This is a genomic window from Streptomyces scopuliridis RB72, assembly GCF_000718095.1.
In the GTDB taxonomy this organism is placed as follows: Bacteria; Actinomycetota; Actinomycetes; order Streptomycetales; family Streptomycetaceae; genus Streptomyces; species Streptomyces scopuliridis.
This window is the reverse complement of the sequence record NZ_JOEI01000022.1, coordinates 59152-81265: the sequence shown is the minus strand read 5'-3', so window position 1 is coordinate 81265 and position 22114 is coordinate 59152. Positions and strand designations below refer to the sequence as shown.

Below are 22114 nucleotides of genomic sequence, written 5' to 3'. Positions count from 1 at the left end.
CATCGTGGGCTGCGAAAGAGGATCCGACTACTTGCTTTCCTGGAGCTTTTCGGCGAGTATGCGGCCGATTTCCGCAGCCGGTTCGGGCTGCATCATGTGTGGATGGGTGCAACGCACCACCCGGTATTCAATTCCTCCGGTCACGAACGGCCGCCACCGCTCGGCCCGCGCGGCCAGTTCCGCCGCGGGCACCGTCTCGTCCGGCTCGGCCACGAAGACCACTACATCGCAGTCAAGCGTCTGCGGCTCGAACCCGCCGATCAGGGTGCGGCTGTTGGCGAACACATCGGCCAGTGCGGCGATCGCGGACTCGTCGAGGTTGGCGAACACACTCTGACGCTCCCTCAGCACGTCGGCCACCATGGCGTATTCCAGCGGCTCCGCGCCCAGACTGTCCATGTCGTAGCCGACGAAGTCCAGCATGATCCGCAGCGCGTCCTGCTGGTCCGGCAGGCGCTCCGGCTCCGGCTCGCCGCGGTCGCCGGGATACTGGTCGAGGTTGGCCAGCAGCCCGACCTCCTCCCCCTCGGCCCGAAGCTGGGTGGCCATGGCGTGGATCACCAGACTGCCCAGCGACCAGCCGAGCAGGTGGTAGGGGCCGTTCGGCTGGACGCCACGGATCTGCGCGATGTAGTCCGCCGCCATCTCCTCGATGCTGGCCGGCAGCGTCGCCGACGGATCGGCGAGCCCCCTGGCCTGCAGTCCGTAGAGCGGGCGGTCTGAACCGATGTGCTTCATCAGGCCCGAGTAGACCCAGCTCAGCCCACCTGCCGGATGCACACAGAACAGCGGTGCCTTGGTGCCCGTGGTACGCAGCGGCAGCAGCACGTCCAGCGTGTCCCCCTCGGTGTCACCGGCCAGCCGGCCGGCCAGTTCCGCGACGGTGGGCGCCTCGAAGATGGTCCGGATACTCAGCCGTGCGCCGAACGTGGCGCGGACCTTGGTGACCAGCCGCATCGACATGATGCTGTCCCCACCGAGGTCGAAGAAGCTGTCTTTGACACCGACCGCGTCGAGGCCGAGCACCTCGGAGAACAGGCCGCTCAGGATCTCCTCCTGCAGCGTGCGCGGACCCGTCCAGTCCGTGGGGTTGAAGTCGGGTGCCGGAAGCGCGGCACGGTCGAGCTTGCCGTGCCGGGTCAGCGGCAGTGCGTCCAGTACGACGACGGCCGCGGGCACCATGTAGTCGGGCAGCCGTTCCGCGAGGGCGGCTCGCAGGGCGTGCACCTCGACCGTCGCGCCGTCGGCCGGCACCACGTACGCGACGAGGCTCTTGGTGTCCTCGTCGTTCCGGCGGGTGGTGACGACGGCCTGGCCGACGGTCGCGTGCTCGTTGAGCGCGGTTTCGATCTCGCCGAGTTCGATCCGGAAGCCGCGGATCTTCACCTGCTCGTCCGCCCTGCCCACGAACTCCAGCACGCCGTCCTGGCTCCAGCGCACGACGTCTCCGGTCCGGTACATCCGCGACCCCGCGGGACCGAACGGATTCGCCACGAACCGCTCCGCGCTCAACCCCGGCCGGCCCACATACCCACGCGCCAACCCGTCGCCGGCCACATACAGCTCACCCGCCACGCCCACCGGAACCGGACGCAACCACCCGTCCAGCACGAACACCTGGGTATTCACCACCGGCGAACCGATCGGCACCCCGCCGCCGGCCACCAGCGGACCACTCGTCGTCACCGCCACCGTCGACTCGGTCGGCCCGTACGCATTCACCATCCGACGCCCCTGCGCCCAGCGCGCCACCAACTCCGCCGAACACGCGTCACCTCCCACTACCAAACCCCGCAACCCGCTCAACTCGCCCGCCGCCTCAACCGGCACGCTCGCCAGTGCGGCAGGTGGGATGAGGGCGTGGGAGACGTTCCGCGTCCTGAGGACGTCCGCGAGCGCCTCGCCCACCAGCGGTCCGGCGGGCGGCACCACCAGAGCCGCACCGGCACCCCACGCCATGCACAACTCAAGCACCGACGCATCGAAACTCGGTGAAGAGAACAACAACACCCGCGACCGCGCGTCCACGGCGAACCGCTCCACACACGACACCGCGAAACCCGCCAGCCCCCGGTGCGAGACCAACACGCCCTTCGGCCGCCCCGTCGATCCCGACGTATAAATCACATACGCCGGGTGATCAACTCCCAACCGGGCCAACCGATCTCCATCAGCCACCGGCGAGCCGTCGACCGCGCCCATATCCGGATCGGAGTCGATCGTCAGCCACCGCAACCCATCGACCAGCCCGGCCAACCGCCCGGCGGTCTCCTCCGACGACAGCACCAGCGCCGGCGACGCATCACCCAGAACGAACCTGATCCGCTCCGCCGGATACTCCGGATCCACCGGCAGATACGCACCACCCGCCTTCAGCACCCCGAGCTGCGCCACCACCATCTCCACCGACCGCGGCAACACCAACGCCACCACGCGCTCCGGCCCCACACCCGCGTCGATCAGCACCCGCGCGAGCCGATTCGACCGCTCGTCCACCTCCCCGTACGACAACGACTCCCCACCGCATACCACCGCGACCGCTCCCGGGTCGCGCGCCACACACTCCGTGAACAACCCTGAAAACGTCATCGGCACCACATCAGCCCGCGCCGACTGGTTCCACTCCACCAGCACCCGACGGCGCTCCTCGGGGGTCAGCAACTCCGCCTCGCTGACGGCCTGGTCCGGGTCGGCGGCGAAGTGGCCGATCAGTCCGACCAGCCAGTCCATCCAACGCACCATCTCGGCGCGCTCGAACAGCTCGCCCCGGTACTCGAACTTCAACAGCAGTTCTCTGGTCGGAACGGCGATCAGCGAGAACGGGTAGTGGTTGGCGTCCCGCGCCTCCAGACCGGTGATCCGCCGCCCCTCGGTGGGCTTTCCGAGGGCGCCGGTGTCCATCGGGTAGTTCTCGGTGACGGTGAGGGTGTCGAAGAGCGTGTCGACGCCCTGGGCACGCAGGATGTCCGGCAGGCCGAGGTACTGGTGGCCCATCAGCTCGGTCTGCTGCTCCTGCAGGCGGCCCAGAAGCGCGGCCCAGGACTCGCCGGGCCGTACGCGGACGCGTACCGGCAGGGTGTTGATGAACAGGCCGACCATGCTCTCCACGCCGGGGATCTCGGGCGGCCGGCCGGAGACCGTGCCCCCGAACACGACGTCGTCACGACCGGTCAGCCGTCCCAGCAGGACACCCCAGGCCGCCTGAACGACGGTGTTCAGGGTGACGCCGCAGCGCCGGGCCGCGGCACCGAGTGCGGTGGTCAGCTTCTCCGGGACGCGGTGCAGCAGTTCGTCCGGTACGGTCGCCCGGCGGCCGGAGTCCTCGGGGGCGATCAGCGTCGGATCGCTGACGCCTTCGAGCACGTTCTGCCAGGCGGCGAGCGCGGTCTGCCTGTCCTGTCGGCCCAGCCAGGACAGGTACTCCCGGTAGGGGGTGGGCGCGGGCAGCTCCCCGCCCGCGTACAGCACGAACAGCTCGCGCACCACCAGGGGCGCCGACCAGCCGTCCAGCAGGATGTGATGGGTGGTGAGAACGAATCTGTAGCGCTCGTCGCCCAGATGCACGAGGGTGAACCGGAACAAGGGGGGCCGCTCCACATCGAACCGGTCCACCCGGTCGGCGGCCATGAACCCGGCCAGTTCGGCTTCCCGTTCCCCGGTGGCCAGGCCGCCGAGGTCCAGCTCCCGCCAAGGCAGTTCCACGTCGTGCCGTACCACCTGCACGGGACGGTCCAGTCCCTGCTGCCGGAACGCGGCCCGCAGGTTGGCGTGCCGGCGCAGCAGCCCGGCCGCGGCCTCCCGGAGCCTCGGCGCGTCCATGCCTCCCTCGACGTCCACGGCGATCTGGACGTTGTAGACATCCGGGGAGTTCTCGTCGAACTGGGCGTGGAAGAGCAGGCCCTCCTGCAACGGGGTGAGCGGCAGCACGTCTTCGAGCCGGCCGGGGTCGGCCGTTTCGACCATGTCGATCTGAGCCTGGGTCAGCGGGACCAGGGAGAGGTCGGAGGGGCTGTGGCCACCGGCCGAGGGCCGGGCCACGTGCGTGACGAGGGCGCCGAGGGCCTCGAACCAGGTCTCGGCGAGCTCGCGAACCTCGTCCTCGGTGAACAGCGCGTCCGCCCACGACCAGACGGCGATCAGGCGTGGGCCGTCGGCCCGGTCCTGCGTCTGCGCGTTCAGGTCGATGCTGTGGCTCAGCGGCACATCGGCGTCGCCGCCTCCGCCGAGGCCGCCGGACTCCGGTGCCGGGCTCCACTCCTGGGGCGCCGCCTGCGCCTGCTCCTCGGCGACGGCGAACCTGCCCAGGTAGTTGAAGCCGATCTGCGGCTTGGGCGGGCCCGCGAGTATCGAGCTGGTCTGCGGGTTGAGGTAGCGCAGCAGGCCGTAGCCGATACCGTTCTCGGGCAGTCTGCGAAGCTGCTCCTTGACCTCCTTCAGCGCCCTGCCCGCCGACGGACCCCCATCGCGGAACTCGTCCCAGTCGAGCCGGCCCGCGTCGACCCGGACCGGGAAGAGGCTGGTGAGCCAGCCGACGGTGCGGTGGAGATCGGCACCGTCGACGATCTCCTCGCGGCCGTGGCCCTCAAGGTCGATCAGTACGCCGGTGTGGTCGCCCCGACCGCGGGTCTGCCGCCATCGCGCCACCGCCGCGCCGAACGCGGTGAGCAGGACGTCGTTGACCCGGGCGTGGAACGCGGCCGGCACGGTCGTCAGCAGCGCCGCGGTCAGGTCGGTGGGCAGCACCAGGGACAGCGTGCGCGCGGTCGCGGTGACATCCCGCCTCGGGTCGAGTGGTTCGGGGGTCAGCAGCGGATCGGACTCGCCGAGCATGTCCAGCCAGGTCTCCAGCTCCCCGACACGCTCGGCGTCCTGCGCGGCCTCGGTCAGCCGCTGGGCCCAGGTACGCAGCGATGTGCCCACCGGCGCCAGTTCCGGTGTCCTGCCGGCCGCCACCTCGGCCCAGGCATCGGCGAGGTCGGGCAGCAGGATCCGCCACGAGACGCCGTCCACGACGAGGTGGTGCACGACCAGCAGCAGCCGACCGGGGGCGGCCGGACCGGCGTCGAACCAGACCGCCTGTACCATCGCGCCGGCCTCCGGGTCGAGCCGGTCCCAGGCGGCCTGGACGTGCTCCCCGATGCGGGCGCCGGTCGCCTCCTTGCCCAGCCCTGCGATGTCCACCCGGTGGACGCAGTCCGCGGCGCGCACTTCTCCGCGGGGCGGGACATCCAGGTTCCAGATCAGGCGGCCGGTGCGGCGGAGCCGCATCCGCAGCGCGTCGTGGTGGTCGAGCACGGCCTGCAAGGCGGCTTCCAGACGCTTCATGCCGAGATCGGCGGGGACGACCACCATCATGGTCTGGTTGAAGCGTTTGATCGGACCGCCGCGCTCCCGCATCCAGTGGATGATCGGGAGCAGCGGCACCGAGCCGACGCCGTCGGTGTCACCGCGGTCTCGCAAGGACTTCTCCATACTCCTGGCGGCCGCCGCGAGGCAGGCGACGGTTTTGTGTTCGAACACATCTCGGGCGGTGAACTCGATGCCCACCGCGCGGGCCCGGCTGACCAGCTTGATGGACACGATGCTGTCGCCGCCGAGGTCGAAGAAGCTGTCGTCGACCCCGACTTCGTTCAGGCCGAGAACCTCGGCGAACAGCCCGCACAGGATCCTCTCGGTCTCGTTGCCCGGCGCCCGGTCGCCCTGCGAGGAGGTGAACTCGGGGGCGGGCAGGGCTTTGCGGTCGAGCTTCCCGTGAGGGGTGAGCGGCAGCTCGTCGAGGGGGACGAACGCGGCGGGCATCATGTGGTCCGGCAGGATGGCGGCCACCAGCTCCCGCAGCCGTCCGGTGTCGATCTCGGCGTCGGCGACGGGAACGAGATAGGCGACGAGCTGCTTGCGGTGCTCCTTGTCCTCCCGTGCGTGGACGACCACTTGGGCGACCGCGGGGTCCTCGGCGAGCACGGTTTCGATCTCGCCGAGTTCGATGCGGAAGCCGCGGATCTTGACCTGTTCGTCCGCGCGGCCGACGAACTCCAGAACGCCGTCCGCGGTCCACCGGACGATGTCGCCTGTCCGGTACATCCGCGATCCGGCCGGGCCGAAGGGGTTGGCGACGAACCGCTCGGCGCTCAGTGCGGGTCGGTCCAGGTAGCCGCGTGCCAGCCCGTCACCGGTCACGTACAGCTCACCGGAGACGCCGACCGGGACGGGGCGCAGGCGGCCGTCGAGGACGAAGGCCCGGGTGTTGATCACCGGGGAGCCGATGGGTACGGCGCCGTGGGGAGGCAGGGGCGTGCTCATCGTGACGGCCACGGTTGCCTCGGTGGGGCCGTAGGCGTTCACCATGCGGCGGCCGGGCGCCCAGCGGGCCACGAGCTCCGGCGAGCAGGCGTCGCCGCCCACGACCAGGCCCCGGAAGTGGGTGAGTTCGCCGGCTTCCGCCGCCGGGACGCTCGCCAGTGCGGCCGGGGGGATGAGGGCGTGGGAGACCCGGTGCGCGCGCAGGACCTCCACGAGCGCTTCGCCCACCAGCGGGCCGGCCGGCGGCACGACCAGGGCGGCGCCCGCCGCGACCGCCATGCACAGCTCCAGCACCGAAGCATCGAAGCTCGGCGAGGAGAACTGCAGCACACGCGACCGCGCGTCGACGGCGAACCGCTCCACGCACGAGGCGGCGAAGGCGGCCAGTCCCCGGTGAGTGATCACCACGCCCTTGGGCCGTCCGGTCGACCCGGAGGTGTAGATCACATACGCCGGGTGGTCCAGCCGCAGCGGAGCCGTACGATCCCCGTCGCTCACCGGCGAACCGTCCGCCTCCTGGAGACCCGGGTCCGTGTCGACCGCCAGCCGGCGCACCCCGCCGCCCACACCGGCCAGCCGCTCCGCGGTCTGCCGGGTGGACAGCATCAGCGCCGGTTCGGCGTCGCTCAGGATGTACTCCACCCGTTCGGCCGGGTAGTCCGGATCCACCGGCAGGTAGGCGCCGCCGGCCTTCAGCACCGCGAGCTGCGCCACGACCATCTCCACCGACCGCGGCAGCAGCAGCGCGACCACGCGCTCGGGTCCCACACCCGCGTCGATCAGTACCCGCGCGAGCCGATTCGACCGCTCGTCCACCTCCCCGTACGACAACGACTCGGCACCGCACACCACCGACACCGCGTCCCGGTCGCGCCCCGCACCCGCCTCGAACAGCCGCGGGAACGTCACCGGCACCACATCGCCCCGTGCCGTGTCGTTCCACTCCACCAGCACCCGACGGCGTTCGGGCGCCGAGAGCACGTCGATGGCACCGACCGGCAGGTCCGGATCGGCGACGACGGCCTCCAGGAAGCGCACCAGCCTTTCCCCCATCTTCTCGACCGTCGAGCGGTCGAAGAGGTCGAGGCGGAACTCCACGATGCCGTCTATGCCGCGCGGTTCGCCCTCGCGGTCGACGCTCTCGTTGAAGCTCAGGGAGAGGTCGAACTGGGTGGATTTGACGGGCACCTGGCGCACGGTGCAGTCCAGGCCGGAGAGGCCCATGCCGCTCTCCGGCGTGTTCTGCAGGGCCAGCGAGACCTGGAAGAGCGGGTGGCGGGCGAGCGAGCGCTCCGGGTTCAGCACCTCGACCAGCCGCTCGAACGGCACGTCCTGGTTGGCGTAGGCCGCGAGGTCGGCCTCGCGCACCCGGCCCAGCAGCTCCGTGAACGTGGGGTCGCCTGACAGGTCGGTACGCAGCACCAGTGTGTTGATGAAGAAGCCGACGACCCGTTCCAGCGCGTCGTCCGTACGGCCCGCGATCGGGCTGCCGATCACGACGTCGGACGTCGAGCCCAGCACCGACAGCAGCGAGGCCAGGCCCGACTGGAGGACCATGAACAGCGTGGTACCGGTCTGCCGGGCCAGCCCGGTCAGGCCGCGGTGCAGCTCGGCGGGAAGGTGCACCAGCACCGAGTCGGCCTGGTAGTCCGCCTTGGCCGGCCGTGGCCGGTCGGTGGGCAGGCGCAGCTCGTCCGGCAGGTCCGCCAGCGCTTCCTTCCAGAACGCGAGCTGCTGGTGGATGCGGCTCTCCGGGTCGTCCTCCGAGCCGAGGATGCCGTAGTTCCACATGGTGTAGTCGGCGTACTGGACCGGCAGTGGCTGCCAGTCGGGCGCCTTGCCCGCGGCCCGGTCGGTGTAGGCGCGCGCCAGGTCGCCGGAGAACGGGTCGAGCGACCAGCCGTCACCGGCGATGTGGTGCAGCACGGTGAGCAGGACGTGCGACTGCGGGCCGGTCTCGAAGAGGGTGGTCCGCAGCGGGGTCTCGGTGGCAAGGTCGAAGCTCTGCGCGGACGCGGCCGCGATGGCGGTGTCCAGGTCCTCCGCGGTGGTGCGCACCAGCGCGAGTTCGCCACCCCGGTCCGCGGGGAGGATCTCCTGGCGCGGTTCGCCGTCGGTGTCAGGGAAGACGGTACGCAAGCTCTCGTGCCGGGCGACCACGTCGCGTACGGCCGTGCGCAGCGCGTCGACGTCGAGCGGCCCGGTCATCTGCACGGCCAGGACGATGTTGTGGGCCGTGCTGGTCCGCTCGAACCGGTTCATGAACCACAGGCGGCGCTGGGCGTGGGAGAGCGGGATCTCCCGCGGCCGCTCCATCGGCCGGAGAGGGGCCCGGGCACCGGCCGCGCCGCCGATCCGGCCGACCAGTTCCGCGACGGTGGGCGCCTCCCACAGCTCGCGCAGCGGGAGTTCGACCGTGAAGGCCGACCTGATCCTGCTGACGACACGGGTCGCGTGCAGGGAGTGGCCGCCCAGTTCGAAGAAGTTGTCGTGGATGCCGACCGACGGCAGGTTGAGCATCTCCGCGAACAGGCCGCACAGGATCTCCTCCTGCGGGGTGCGCGGGCCCTGACGGGTGACGAGTGCGGCGAAATCGGGGGCGGGCAGCGCCTTCCGGTCCACTTTGCCGTTCGGCGTCACGGGCAGCGCGTCCAGCGGCATGAAGACGGCCGGCAGCATGTACTCGGGCAGCCGGGCCGCCGCGTGGGTGCGCAGCGCGTCGACGGCCGGCACGGTCCGGCCGGAGACCGGGACCAGGTAGGCGACGAGACGGGTCTCGCCCGATTCGTCGGCGCGCGCGACGACGGCGGCCTGGGCGACGGCCTCGTGCGCTGTCAGCACCGCCTCGATCTCGCCCGGTTCGACCCGGAAGCCGCGGATCTTGACCTGGTCGTCCGCCCGGCCGACGAACTCCAACTGGCCGTCACCCGCCCAGCGCGCCACGTCGCCGGTGCGGTACATGCGGGAGCCCGGCGCGCCGAACGGGTTGGCCACGAACCGTTCCGCGGTCAGGCCGGGCCGATTGGCGTAGCCGCGGGCGACGCCGTCACCGGCGAGGTACAGGTCGCCCGCGACGCCGGCCGGGGCGGGCGCGAGGGCGGAGTCGAGCACGTACACCCGGGTGTTGGCGATCGGCCGGCCGATCGGGGGCAGCCCGGGTCTGCCGCACAGCCGGGCCGAGGTGGACCACACCGTGGTCTCGGTCGGTCCGTAGACGTTGGTGACGTCGGCGGCCAGCTCGCACAGCCGGGTGGCGAGATCCGCCGGCAGCGGCTCGCCACCGACGAGGACCCGCAGGCCGTCCAGGGCCTTCGGCCGCTCCGCGACCAGGGCCTGCCACAGCGTGGGGGTCGCCTGCATGATCGTGGCGCCGGTGCCGCTGATCAGCCGGGCGAGTGCCGACGGGTCCAGCACCTCGTCGCGGGAGGCCACGACGACGGTGGCACCCCCGATCAGCGGTACGAACAGCTCCAGCGCGGCGATGTCGAACGCGATGGTGGTCACCGCGACCAGCCTGTCGGCGGCGCCGACGTCGAACCGGGTCCGCATGTCGGCGACCAGATTCGTGATGTTGGCACGGGAGACGACGACGCCCTTGGGACGGCCGGTGGAGCCGGAGGTGTAGATGGCGTAGGCCGGGTTGGCCGGGTGGGGCGGCGCGGTCCGGTCGGCGTCGATCGGCCCGGTGCCGGGCAGGTGCGCGATCGCGGCGGCGACCGCCGGATCGTCGAGCACGACGCGCCGGAGCCCGTCGGCCTCGGGCAGACCGGTCACGGAGGAGTCGGTCACCAGCGCGCAGGGCTGTGCGTCGTCCAGGATGTAGCCGATCCGGTCGGCCGGGTACTCCGGGTCCAGCGGGACGTAGGCGCCGCCGGTCTTGAGGACAGCGAGCAGGGCGGTCACGAGTGCCGCGCCCCGGGGCAGGGCGACGGCGACCCATGACTCCGGTCCGACGCCGAGGCCGGTCAGGTGGCGGGCCAGCCGGTTGGCGCGCTCGTCGAGCTCCCGGTAGGAGACCTCGCCATCGGCGTCGACGACCGCGGTCGCATCCGGTGTCCGGACCGCGTTCTGTTCGAAGCGGCCGACGAGAAAGTCGCCGCCGACGGGCGCCGCCGTGTCGTTCCACTCCGTCAGCAGCCGGTGGCGCTCGGCCTCGGGCAGGGTCCGGACGCGGCCGACGGGTGCCTCGGGGTCGGCGCCGATCTGCATGAGGATGCCGACAAGAGCGTCCAGAATGCCCTGCGCGCGGTCGTGGTCGAACAGGTCCGGCCGGTAGCCGAGCCTGATCCGCATGCGCCGGCCCGGCGCGGGGAACAGGCTCAGTGGATAGTGGGTCGCGTCCTGGCCGACCGCGCCGGTGATCCGGATGCCCTCGGCCAGCTCGCCGAGGCCGTCGGCCTCCACGGGGTAGTTCTCGAACACGACCAGCGTGTCGAACAGTTCGCCCACCACCCCGGACTGCGCCTGAACATCGGCGAGCGTGAGGTGGTGGTGATTGAGCAGGGCCACCTGCCTGCGCTGCTGGCGTTCCAGCAGCCGCGCCCAGGAGTCGGCCGGCCGCGCGGAGACCCGTACCGGCAGGGTGTTGATGAAGGAGCCGACCATGTTCTCCACGCCGGGGACCGCCGACGGCCGACCCGAGACGGTTCCTCCGAAGACGACGTCGTCGCGTCCGGTCAGCCGTCCCAGCAGGACGCCCCAGGCCGCCTGCACCACGGTGTTGAGCGTGACGCCGCAGCGCCGGGCCGTTTCCGTCAGGCCGTCGCTCACCTCCTCCGCCAGGGTGACCAGCAGGTCCTCAGGCACCACCGCGGCACGGCCGGCGTCCGACGCGACCATGGTGGGTTCGCTCACGTCGCCCAGTGCGTCGCGCCAGGCGGCGAGCGCGGCCCGCCGGTCTTGCCGGCCCAGCCAGGACAGGTAGTCCCGGTAGGGCGTCACCGGCGGCAGTTCGCCGCCTGCGTACAGGGCGAACAGCTCGCGCATCAGCAGCGGCCCGGACCAGCCGTCGAGCAGGATGTGGTGGTTGGTCATCAGGAACCGGCAACGGTTCTCCCCTAGCCGGATCAGGGTGAAGCGCACCAGCGGCGCGCGCTTCAGGTCGAAGCGGCGTACGCGGTCGGCGGCCATGAACTCCGCGAGCAGGGCCTCCTGTCGCTCGGCGGGCTCGCCGGTGAAATCGGCCTCGAACCAGGGCAGCTCGACCTCACGGTGGACCAGCTGCACCGGATCGCCGTTCTTGCGGCGGCGGAAGCCGACACGGAGGTTGGCGTGCCGGCGCAGCAGTGCGGCGGCTGCGGCACGGAGCCGGTCGGCGTCCAGCGCACCGTCCAGGTCGACCGCGATCTGAACGGTGTAGACGTCGAGGGCCTCCTCGTCGTCCTCCCCGTACTGGGAGTGGAACAACAGCCCTTCCTGCAGAGGCGACAAGGGCAGGAGATCCTCGATGCGCGACCGGTTCAGCATGACAACCCCTCGTCGTCCAGCTCGTTCTCGAACTCGTCCCATTCCCGCCGGTCCACCGGGACCAAGGTGGCCGCTTGCGGCCGGTCGGGGGCCGCCTGCCGGTTCCCCGGCCGGTCCGTGATGGCGGTCAGGGCGCGGAACCAGGTCTCGGCCAGGTCCCGCACCTCCGCCTCGTCGAACATCCCGTCCGGCCATGCCCACGCGGCGACCAGTCGCGGGCCGTCCGGGTGGTCCTGGGTCTGCGCGTTGAGATCCAGGCAGTGCGCCATGGGCATGGCGGCGTCGCCACCACCGGTGAGGCCGGCCATGCCGGGCGGCGGACTCCAGTCCTGTGCCTCGGCGTCATCACCGCCCGCGGGGAACCGGCCGAGGTAGTTGAAGCCGAGTTGCGGCGCAGGCAGCCCGGCCAGTTGGGCGCCCGCGCGCTCGTTGAGGTAGCGCAGCATTCCGTAGCCGACGCCGCCGTCCGGCAGTTCGGCGAGGCCCGCGCGCACCTTGGCGAGCGTGGTCTCCACCGCCTCGCCGCCGGCCCAGAAGTCGTTCCAGTCCACCTGCCCGGGGTTGAGGCGCACCGGGAAGGAGCTGGTGAACCAGCCGACGGTACGGGCCAGATCGGCCCCCTTGACCACCGGTTCGCGGCCGTGGCCCTCCATCTCCACCAGCACGGCGTTGCCCAGTGACGGCTGACGCCGGGCCCGCCAGGAGGCGACGGCCACCGCGAACCCGGTCAGCAGGACGTCTCTGATTCCCGTGTCGAAGGCAGCCGGCACGCTCGTCAGCAGCGGTTCGGTCACCTCGGCGGGCAGGGTGAGGGTCAGTGTCCGCGCGGTGCCGAACACGTCCCGCCGCTTGTCCAGCGGCCGCGCCGTTAGTTGCGGGTCGGGACCGCCGAGAGCGGCACGCCACAGCGGCAGCTCCTCCAGCCTGCGTGCCTCATGGGCCTCCTCGGCGAGCCGGACGGCCCAGGTGCGCAGTGATGTGCCCACGGCGTCCCGTTCAGGTTCCCGGCCCGCCGCCACCTGGGACCAGGCCGCGGCCAGGTCCGGCAGCAGGATCCGCCAGGACACGCCGTCGACCGCGAGGTGGTGCACGGCCAGCAGCAGCAGGCCGGGCCGGTCGGCGCCCGCGTCGAACCAGACCACCTGCACCAGCGAGCCGGATTCGGGGGTCAGGCGCTCCGAGGCGGCCCGGCCGTGCTCGACGAGCAGCGCGCGCCGGGCCTCCTCTTCGCCGGATGCCGCGGCCTCGGCGAAGTCCACCCGGTGCACAAGTCCGTCGGCGCTGACCTCATCGCGGGGCCGTACCTCGATCCGCCAGTCCTCGTCGCCCGCTCTGGTCAGCCGCAGCCTCAGCGCGTCGTGCCGGTCGACCACCGCCTGGACGGCGGCGGTCAGTGCGGCGAGGTCGAGCGCGCCGGGCGTCTGGACCACCATCGCCTGGTGGAAGCCGTCGACCGGTCCGCCGTGCTCACGCCACCAGTGCATGATCGGGGTCAGCGGCAGCTCTCCGATGCCGGCGTCAGAGTCCTCGGTGAGGGTCTCGGACGCTGCCTCGGCGATCTGCGAGAGCGCCGCGGGGGTACGGCACTCGAACACGTCAGGGACGGTCAGTTCGATCCCGGCCGCCCGGGCCCGGCTGACGAGCTGGATGGAGACGATGCTGTCGCCGCCGAGATCGAAGAAGCTGTCGTCGGCCCCGACCGTCTCCCGGCCGAGCAGGTCGGCGAAGATCCGGCAGAGGGTCTTCTCGCGTTCGGTGGCCGGGTCGCGGCTCGGCACGCCGGCGTCGAACTCGGGTGCCGGCAGCGCGGCACGGTCGAGCTTGCCGTTCGCGGTGAGCGGCAGCGCCTCCTGGACGACGAAGGCGGCGGGCACCATGTAGTCGGGCAGGACGGCCGCGACGTCCTTGCGCAGCACGGCCTGCTCGGGTACGCCGACACCCGCTTCGGGCACCACGTAGGCCACGAGTCGGCGCAGCCCCGGCTGGTCCTCGCGTACGACCACCGCGGCCTGGGCGAGCCCGGACCGGGCGAGCAGCACGGTCTCGATCTCGCCGGGCTCCACTCGGAAGCCGCGTATCTTGACCTGCTCGTCGGTGCGGCCGACGAACTCCAGCTGCCCGGAGGCGTTCCAGCGCACCACGTCGCCGGTTCGGTACATCCGTCCGCCCGCGGGCCCGTACGGGTCGGCGACGAACCGTTCCGCGGTCAGGGCCGTGCGGCCCAGATAGCCGAGCGCCACGCCGGAGCCGGCGATGTAGAGCTCGCCGGCGACACCCACCGGCACCGGCCGCAGCCGTTCGTCGAGCACCAGGACCCGGGTGTTGGCGACCGGGCGCCCGATCGGCGGCATGGTGTCGCCCGACAGCGGATCGCTGAGCGTGGCGGCGATGGTGGTCTCGGTCGGCCCGTACGCGTTGATGACGGTGCGTCCGGCCGACCAGCGCGCGAGCAGGCCCGGCGAGAGTGCCTCGCCGCCGGAGACGATGCAGCGCAGGCTGGGCAGCTCGCACTCGGGCAGTGTGCCCAGAAGCGGGGCCGGCAGCATCACATGGGTGGCTCCGGCAGACTCGATGGCATCGGCCAGACCGTCGCCGGCCAACTCCCGGGCCGGGTCGGGCAGGGCGAGGGCGGCACCCGACAGCAGGCTCATCGCCAGGTCGCCGATCGACACGTCGAAGTTGGTCGACACCACCTGCAACACCCGGCTCTTGCCGTCCAGGCCCAGCCTCTCGGCGTGGCTGTGCGCGAACGACGCCAGCCCGGTATGGCTGACCAGCACACCCTTGGGCCTGCCGGTCGACCCGGAGGTGTAGATGACGTAGGCCGGGCTGCCGGGGGTGGCCCTTCCCGGTCCCGCGAGGGCGGTGGCGGGACGGGCGGCCACCGAGGCGGCGAACTCCGGCTCGTCCAGCACCCATGTCGGCACCTGCGGTGCGGAGGGCAGCAGGCCACGCGACGCGTCGGTGGCCAGCAGCACGGCCGGTGCGGCGTCCGCGAGCATGAACTCCAGGCGCTCGGCGGGGTACTCCGGATCCACCGGAAGGTAGGCGGCGCCCGCCTTGACCACCGCCAGGAACGCGGTGACCTGCTGCGCGGAGCGCGGTACGGCGACCGCGACGATCCGACCCGGGCCGACGCCGCGTGACATCAGTTCACGGGCCAGCCGGTTGGCCCGGCGGTCCAGCTCGGCGTAACCGGTCGCTTCGCCCTCGCACCACAGGGCGGTGGCCCCGGGCGTGCGCGCCGCCTGTGCCTCGAACAGGTCCGCCATGGTGCCGGCCGGCACCTCGGCCGGGGTGCGGCTCCACGTGCCGAGCAGACGCTCCCGCTCGTCGGCGGTCAGCAGGTCGTGGTCGCCGATGGGGCGGTCCGGCTCGGCCAGCAGGCGGTCCAGCAGGGCGACCAGCCGGTCGGCCAGCATCTGGACGGTGCCGTGGGTGAACAGGTCGGTGCTGTACTCGATCACACCCACGATGCCGTCGGGTTCGCCGTCCGCACCGGCCGTCTCGGCCAGGTTGAACGCCAGGTCGAACTTGGCCACGCGCAGACCGCTGGGCTGCTGGGCGATGGTCAGGTCGTCACCGAGGCTCAGTTCGGCGGGCGGGGTGTTGAGCAGGTTGAGCATGATCTGCAGCAGCGGATGCCGGGACATCGAGCGGCTGGGGCTCAGCACCTCGACAAGCCGTTCGAACGGCACGTTCTGGTTCTCGTGGGCGGCGGCGTCGGTGCGCCGCACCCGTTCGACCAGTTCCCGGAAGCTCGGGGCGCCGCTGGTGTCGGTGCGCAGCACCAGGGTGTTGACGAAGAAGCCGACCACGTCATCGAGGGCGTCGTCGGTGCGTCCGGCGACCGTGGTGCCCAGGGGGATGTCGGTGCCGACGCCGAGCCGGGTCAGTAGTGCGGCGAGCCCGGCCTGCAGCACCATGAAGGGGCTCGCTCCCGCGCTCTTGGCCAGGCCGGCCAGCGCGCGGTGCAGCGGGGGTTCCAGGCGCAGCCGTACCACGTCGCCCCGGTGGCTGGGTCTGGCGGGGCGTGGCAGGTCGGTCGGCAGCGCCAGTTCCTCCGGCATGCCGGCGAGCTGCTCGCGCCAGTAGTCCAGCTCCGTCGCCAGCCGCGAGTCCTTGTCGTCCTCGTCGCCCAGAATGTCGTGCTGCCAGATGGCGTAGTCGGCGTACTGCACGGCCGGCGGCGTCCACTGCGGCGCCCGGCCGGACACCCGGGCCCGGTAGGCGTCCGACAGGTCGCGCAGCAGCGGGCCGAGCGACCAGCCGTCGCAGGCGATGTGGTGGACGAGGAAGAGCAGCGCGTGGTCCTGCGGCGCCACGGTGAACAGATGGACGCGCACCGGCGGTTCGGCGGCCGGGTCGAAGCCGTACGCGGCGGCCTCGGCGACCGCCGCGTCCACCTCGTCCGGTCCGGTCTCGGTGATCCGCAGCCGGGGGGTGGCCGCCTCGGGGCCCAGGATTTCCTGGCGCGGCACCCCGTCGGTCTCGGGGAACGTGGTGCGAAGGCTCTCGTGCCGGGCCACCACGTCGCCGATCGCGGCCTGCAGCGCGACGACGTCGAGCGCTCCGGCGAGCCGCATGGCCAAGGGGATGTTGTAGGTGGGGCTGGGGCCCTCCAGTCTTCCCAGGAACCACAGCCGGCGCTGTGCGCACGACAGCGGGACGCGCTCCGGCCGCGCTTGCGGCACCACGGTCCGCCGGGCGTCGTCGGCCCTGTCGATCAGCACGGCCAGGCCGGCCACGGTCGGGTTCTCGAAGAAGTCGCGCAGCGGCAGTTCGGCGGCGAACTCGCTGCGGATCCGGCTGACCAGCTTGGTCGCCTGGAGGGAGTGCCCGCCGAGTTCGAAGAAGTTCGCCTCGACGTCGACCTCGTCGTCGAGGAGCACCGCGCAGAAGATCCGCCGCAGCCTGGCCTCGGTCTCGTTGGACGGAGCACGACCGGCGGTCCGGCCGGTGGACTCCGGCGCCGGCAGCGCCTTGCGGTCGATCTTTCCGTTGGGGGTCAGTGGCAGTGCCGGGAGTACGACGAACGCCGCCGGCACCATGTAATCGGGCAACCGCGCGGCGGTGTGCTCGCGCAGCGCCGCCGCCGAGGGCGCCTCGCGGCCTTCCAGGGCGACCACGTAGGCGACCAGGCGCCGGTCGCCCGGCTCGTCCTCCCTGGCCAGTACGGCCGCCTGCGCGACATCGGGGTGGGCGGCGAGCACCCACTCGATCTCGCCCGGCTCGATCCGGAAACCGCGGATCTTGACCTGGTCGTCGGCGCGGCCGGCGAACTCCAGGTTGCCGTCCGGCAGCCAGCGGACCAGGTCGCCGGTCCGGTACATACGGGAGCCGGCGGGGCCGTACGGGTCGGCCACGAACCGCTCCGCGGTCAGTCCGGGCTGGCCCGCGTAGCCTCGGGCCAGGCTCGCTCCGGCCAGGTATGCCTCGCCCGGCGTCCCGACCGGGACCGGCTGCAGCGTCTCGTCCAGCACCAGCACCCGGACGTTCCACAGCGGGCGGCCGATCGGCGGGGTGACGCCGCCGGTGAGAGGGTCGCTGACCGTGGCGCACACGGTGGCCTCGGTCGGGCCGTAGGCGTTGAGCAGCCGTCGGCCGTCCGCCCAGCGGGCGATCAGGTCCGGTGCGGACGCCTCCCCCGCGACGATCACGTTCATGCCTTCGGGGAGCGCGCCCGGGGGCAGCACGGCAAGGGCGGCCGGCGGGATGTTGGCGTGTGTGACGCGTTCGCGGGCCAGCAGCGCCGCGAGCGGCTCGCCGACCGCCAGGTCGTCGGCGGGGGCCATCACCAGGACTCCCCCGACGAGCAGCGGTGCGAGCACCTCCCAGACGGCGGCGTCGAAGCCGGCGGAGGCGAACTGGAGCATGCGGCTGCTCGCGTCGAGGCCGAACTGCTCACGGATGGCGCCGAAGCAGCCGATGCCCTCGTGCGAGACCACCACGCCCTTGGGAACGCCGGTGGAGCCGGAGGTGTAGATCAGGTACGCGGCGTTGGCCGGGGATGCCTTCCGTCCGGTGTCCGGCGCGGTGTCCGGCAGCGCGGCCAGTTCGCCCCGGACACCGGGGTCGTCCAGCAGCACGTGGGAGACCTCGGAGCCGGGCAGCCCGTCGGCGGCCGGTCTCTCGGTCAGCAGCGTGGCCGGCCGGGCGTCGGCGAGCATGAAGGAGATACGGTCCGCCGGATAGGCCGGGTCGACGGGCAGGTAGGCCGCGCCGGCCTTGCCCACCGCGAGCAGGGCGGCCACCAGTCGCGGCGTACGCGGCAGGGCGACGGCCACGATGTCCTCGGGGCCGATGCCCTTGCCCACCAGCAGGTGTGCCAGGCGGTTTGCCTCGGCGTCCAGTTGTGCGTAGGTCAGCTCCGTACCGTCGTAACGGATCGCCACGGAGGACGGGGTGGCGGCGGCCTGGCGGCCGAACATTTCGGCGATGGTGCCCCGCGGCATGTCGCGCGCGGTCGCGTTGAAGTCGTCCAGCACCTGGTGCCGCTCCGCCGGGGAGAGCACATCGAGCCGGGTGACGGGCAGGTCCGGGTCCGCGCACACCGCGTCCAGCAGGCGCAGCAGCCGGTCGGCGATGCGCGCGACGGTCCCCGGATCGAACAGGTCGTCGCTGTACTCGACGAGGCCGGTCATGCCGGCCGGCCGGCCCTGTTCGTCGTAGCGCTCGCGCAGGCTGAAGGCGAGGTCGAACTTGGCCGCGCCGATGCCGCAGTCCTGCGGGCCGATCTCCACGCCGGGCAGGGTGATCTCGGCGTCGGGGGTGTTCTGCAGGTTCAGCCAGACCTGGAAGAGCGGGTGTCGGCCGAGCGAGCGCTCGGGGTTGAGTACCTCGACCAGCCGCTCGAACGGCACCTCCTGGTTGGCGTAGGCGGCGAGGTTGTCCTCGCGCACCCTGCCCAGCAGGTCGGTGAAGGTCGGATCGCCGCCGGTGTCGATGCGCAGCACCAGGGTGTTGACGAAGAACCCGACCAGTTCGTCCAGCGCCTCGTCCGTGCGCCCGGCGACCGGGGTGCCCAGTGGGATGTCGGTGCCCGCGCCGAGCCGGGTGAGCAGTGCGGCGAGCGCGGTCTGGCCGACCATGAACAGGCTGGTCCTGGTCCGCCGGGCCAGCAGCGCCATCCGCTCGTGCAGTTCGGCCGGGACCGCGAAGGGGACCGTGGAACCCTTATGGTCGGCCACCGCGGGCCGCGGCCGGTCGGCCGGCAGTCGCAGCTCGTCCGGCAGCCCGGCCAGGGCCGTGCGCCAGAACTCCAGTTGCCGGGCGATCTCGCTGTCCGGCTCGGTCTCGCTGCCCAGCACCTCGCGCTGCCACAGCGTGTAGTCCGCGTACTGGATCGGGAGCGGATCCCAGCCGGGCGCGCGGCCCTGCAACCGGGCGGCGTACGCCTCGGCGAGGTCGCGGGCCATCGGCGCCATGGACAGGCCGTCGCCGGCGATGTGGTGCATCACGATGAGCAGCACGTGGCGATCCGGACCCAGCTCGTACAGGTGTGCCCGCAACGGCAGTTCACCGGCCAGGTCGAAACCGCGGAAGGCGGCCTCCTGCATCGCGGCGTCCAGCCCCGTCTCGTCGACCCGGGCGACCACGAGGTCGGGAGCGGCCCGCTCCGCCGGGACGATCGACTGGCGGGGGGTGCCGTCGGCTTCGGGGAACGTGGTGCGCAGGCTCTCGTGCCGGGCCACCACGTCACCGAGCGCGGCCCGCAGCGCCGGCACGTCCAGCGCCCCGGTGAGCCGCGCGGCCAGTGGCAGGTTGTACGTGGAGCTCTTCTCCTCCAGCCGGTTGAGGAACCACAGCCGACGCTGCGCGGAGGAGAGCGGGATGAGGTCGGTGCGGGGCATGGCGCGGACGGCGGCGCGGGCGCCGGCCGCACCGGCCGCCTTGGCGGCGAGGCCCGCCACGGTGGGGGTCTGGAAGATGTCGCGCACGGCCAGTTCCACGCCCAGCGTGGAACGGATCCGGCTGACCAGCTTGGTCGCCAGCAGCGAGTGGCCGCCAAGGGCGAAGAAGTCGTCGTCGGCGCCGGCCGAAGGAACGCCGAGCACCTCGGCGAACAGTCCGCACAGGATCTCCTCGCGGGGACCACGCGGGGCGCGGACCGCCGGCGATTCGGCCTCGGGCAGCGGCAGCGCGGCCCGGTCCAGCTTGCCGCTGGGCGTCAGCGGGAACTCGTCCAGGGCCACGAACGCCCCGGGCACCATGTGGTCCGGCAGCGCCGCCGCGACGTGCGCGCGCAGCGCGGCCGGGCGGACGGGGCCGGCGACCGGCACCACGTAGCCGACCAGCCGCCGGCCGCCGCTCCGGTCGTCCTGGGCCACGACGGCGGCCCGGGCGACCTCGGGGTGTGCGCGCAGTACGGCCTCGATCTCGCCCGGTTCGATCCGGAAGCCGCGGATCTTCACCTGGTGGTCCGAACGGCCGGTGTACTCCAGGAGGCCGTCGCCGTTCCAGCGCACCAGGTCGCCGGTGCGGTACACGCGGGTGCCGGGCGGTCCGAACGGGTCGGCCGTGAACCGCTCCGCGGTGAGGCCCGGCCGGTCGTGGTAGCCGCGCGCCAACTGCGCGCCGGCCACGTACAGTTCGCCGATGACGCCGTCCGGTACCGGACGCAGGGCCGCGTCCAGCACGTACACCTGGGTGTTCCACACGGGACGCCCGATCGGCACCGGTCTCCCGCGCAGGCCCCGACCGTCCGCCGGCGGGGTGTGGGCGGTGACCACGTGCGTCTCGGACGGGCCGTAGTGGTTGTGCAGCGTCCGCGGGGCCGCGCCGCACAGTTCACGGACGCGATCGCCCAGCACCAGGGCCTCGCCGGCCTGGGAGACATGCCGCAGGGCGGGCAGGTCGATGCCGTGCTCCACGACCGCCTCTCCGAGGGCGTCCAGCATCATGGTGGGCGCGTACAGCTCGGTGACGTGCCGCTCCCGCAGCCAGGCCGCGAACCGCGCCGGGTCGCGCCGGGTCTCCTCGTCCGGCATCACGAGCGTCTTGCCGTCCAGCAGGGCGGAGAGGATCTCCTGGGCCGAGACGTCGAAGCTGATCGCGGTGAACTGGGCGACCCGGGCTTGTGGTTCGGCGGGGATGGTCGCGGCGTGCCAGGACATCAGGTTGACCAGCGCGCCGCCCGGCATCACCACGCCCTTGGGGCGGCCCGTCGAGCCGGAGGTGTAGATCAGGTAGGCGGGGTGCCGCGGCAGCAGCGGGACGGTCCGCTCGTCGTCGCGGGGGTCGGTGTCCGCCGGCTCGGCCAGTTCGGCGAGCACCCGTGGATCGTCCAGCGACAGCGCCGGCTGCCCGGCGGGCAGTCGGCCGGCGACCTCGGTGGTCGTCAGCAGCGCCCCGGGATTGGCGTCCTCAAGCATGAAGGCGATCCGCTCGGCCGGGTACTCCGGGTCGACCGGCAGATAGCCCGCGCCCGCCTTGAGCACGGCGAGCAGGCCGACGATCAGCTCCGCCGAGCGGGGCAGGGCCAGCCCCACGATGCTCTCGGGACCGATGCCGCGGCCGATCAGAAGGCGGGCGAGCCGGTTGGCCCGCGCGTTCAGTCCGGCGTACGTCAGCTCCTCGTCGCCGTACACCAGTGCGGGGGCGTCGGGGTGTGCCGCGACCCGGGCCTCGAACAGCGCGGGCAGCGAGGCGCCGGGTACCGGGTGCTCGGTGTCGTTGCGGGTGACCAGCAGGTCGTGGCGGGCGACCGGGTCCAGCACCTCGACCTTGCTCACCGCGCGGCCGGGGTCGGCGACGGCGCCCTCCAGCACTCTCACGAACGAGGCCGCGATGCGCTCGGCGGTCTGCTCGTCGAACAGGTCCTCGCTGTACTCGACGAAGCCCTCGACGCCGCCGGGACGTCCGTCGGGCGTGTAGCTCTCGCGCAGACTGAACAGCAGGTCGAACTTGGCCACCGCGGCGTCGACGCGCTGCCTGCCGACCCGCACCCCCGGCAGCCGGAACGGCGCTGTCGGGTTGTTGTGGAGAGTGAGCATCACCTGGAAGAGCGGGTGCCGGGCCATCGAGCGGTCGGGGTTCAGCACCTCCACCAACCGCTCGAACGGCACCTCCTGGTGGCCGTAGGCGGCCAGGTCGGCCTCCCGCACCCGGCCCAGCAGTTCACGGAAGTCGGGATCACCGGACAGGTCGGTGCGCAGCACCAGGGTGTTGATGAAGAAGCCGACCAGGTCGTCCAGCGACTCGTCACTGCGCCCGGCGATCGGGGTGCCGAGCGGGATGTCGTCTCCGGCGCCCAGCCGGTGCAGCAGCACCGCGAGGCCCGCCTGCAACGTCATGAACACGCTGGCCTGGCAGTTACGGGAGAGCGCGACGAGGCGCCGGTGGACCT

The 22114-nt window shown here is 72.2% G+C and carries 2 protein-coding genes (1 of these 2 cut by a window edge); both read right to left on the bottom strand.

The window, feature by feature from the left end:
- Positions 1 to 27: 27 nt before the first annotated feature.
- On the bottom strand, positions 28 to 11766 hold the full coding sequence (locus IF11_RS41045) for a non-ribosomal peptide synthetase (protein WP_030354245.1): 11739 nt from the start codon (positions 11764 to 11766) through the stop codon (positions 28 to 30).
- A protein-coding gene (locus tag IF11_RS0126475; protein WP_051746232.1) for a non-ribosomal peptide synthetase crosses the window boundary here: on the bottom strand, positions 11760 to 22114 show its 3' portion. Its footprint extends 3826 nt past the window's final position; 10355 of the gene's 14181 nt are visible here — the last part of the coding sequence; its start codon lies beyond the right edge, outside the window; it ends in the stop codon at positions 11760 to 11762. Before IF11_RS0126475 ends, IF11_RS41045 begins: the two co-directional genes overlap by 7 nt.

Coding starts and splice junctions, on each gene's coding strand:
- IF11_RS41045 (WP_030354245.1), bottom strand. CDS start 11,766: ATGCTGAACCGGTCGCGCATCGAGGATCTCCTGCCCTTGTCGCCTCTG.